We start from the raw sequence: 1133 nt of genomic DNA, 5'->3' as shown, positions 1-1133 counted from the left end.
CTTGCCCGCGTTGGTCCCCAACGCTTGTATGGCAAGCCGCTTACAGTCTCTCAGGAAGTCGAGGAGATCCACTTCGGCCATATCGGCCTTCCTCGGCTTCATCCTTACCGATGTGACGGTCTATCCCGCCGCCGTACCCCTATTCAACACAGCAATATATTGAACCACGATACGATTAGACTCTCCGAGTACATCATACGAATCGCCGCCTACGCAGGGTCAGTCCGGAATTGGGATAGGTCAACATCGAGAGGCAGATCATCGAAATCGTCGTCGGCTCCAACAAGGAGTGTTGCATCACGCTCGATGGCGAGTGCGACCGCATTCGCATCCGCCAGTGAGATATCACCGTCTGCTTTGATTTCGCCGGCGAGCCGCCATGGAGCCGCACGAATCGCCAGTCCGCGGCGTTCAAGCGCGCGAAGATCGCGGTCGGCGTCTCGAAGTGATGCTTTGGTCGGCTTGTCATCAACTGTGCCCTCGAACCGGGCGACGAGATAGAACACCTCACTGGCGTTGGCCTCACTGAGATTGCCCTCAGCATCGCCCTCGAAGACCGCATCCAATGTCGTTGCGACTGTCTCGTGGCCCGGTTCCCCGTAGAGGTACGCGATGATAGCCTCGGTATCGAAAACGTACTCGCTCATTCAGCGTCCTCGTTGGGACGCAACCGTTCGGCGGTTTCCTCCTCGCGTTGTTTTTCCTCGTCGTTGATCTCGCGAACTTTCGCGAGGACTTCGCCGGGTTCGTGTTCTCCCGCGTGGATACCGTGGAGTTCCTCTGCAGGGGGTAGCGGTTCGACGATGATTCTCCCTTCATCTTCGTAGACGATGACCTCACCAGGTGTGTCGATCCCGAACTTCTCACGAAGGTGCTGGGGGATTGTGGCCTGTCCTTTCTGGGAGACGCGGATGATCTCTGGCTCTGATGTACTACTCGCCATTACTAGTCACACTCTATGATTTGGGTATTACTAAGTGTTTCGTCGACCAACAAACCCGATGTCGCTATAGATATCACGAATTTCTGAGTAGTCAGAGATGACAATCTCAATTCGTGGGATCTTGGCGGAACTGGGAGATGAACGATCCTTCCGAACGACAGTTCCAATGCGTCGGCGTGAGTGGCGTGTG

The 1133-nt window shown here is 55.6% G+C and carries 2 protein-coding genes; both read right to left on the bottom strand.

The window, feature by feature from the left end; all coding sequences use genetic code 11:
- Positions 1–209: 209 nt before the first annotated feature.
- A complete protein-coding gene (locus C448_RS01445; protein ID WP_004051350.1) occupies positions 210–647 on the bottom strand; it encodes a PIN domain-containing protein in 438 nt (145 codons plus the stop codon).
- Positions 644–943: an AbrB/MazE/SpoVT family DNA-binding domain-containing protein gene (locus C448_RS01440; RefSeq protein ID WP_004051349.1), complete on the bottom strand. Its 300-nt coding sequence runs from the start codon at positions 941–943 to the stop codon at positions 644–646. The genes C448_RS01445 and C448_RS01440 overlap by 4 nt, the downstream gene beginning before the upstream one ends.
- Positions 944–1133 lie beyond the last annotated feature (190 nt).

Source organism: Halococcus morrhuae DSM 1307, from assembly GCF_000336695.1.
Taxonomy (GTDB): Archaea; Halobacteriota; Halobacteria; order Halobacteriales; family Halococcaceae; genus Halococcus; species Halococcus morrhuae.
The sequence above is the reverse complement of the archived record's forward strand: the minus strand, read 5'-3'. Positions and strand labels throughout refer to the sequence as shown.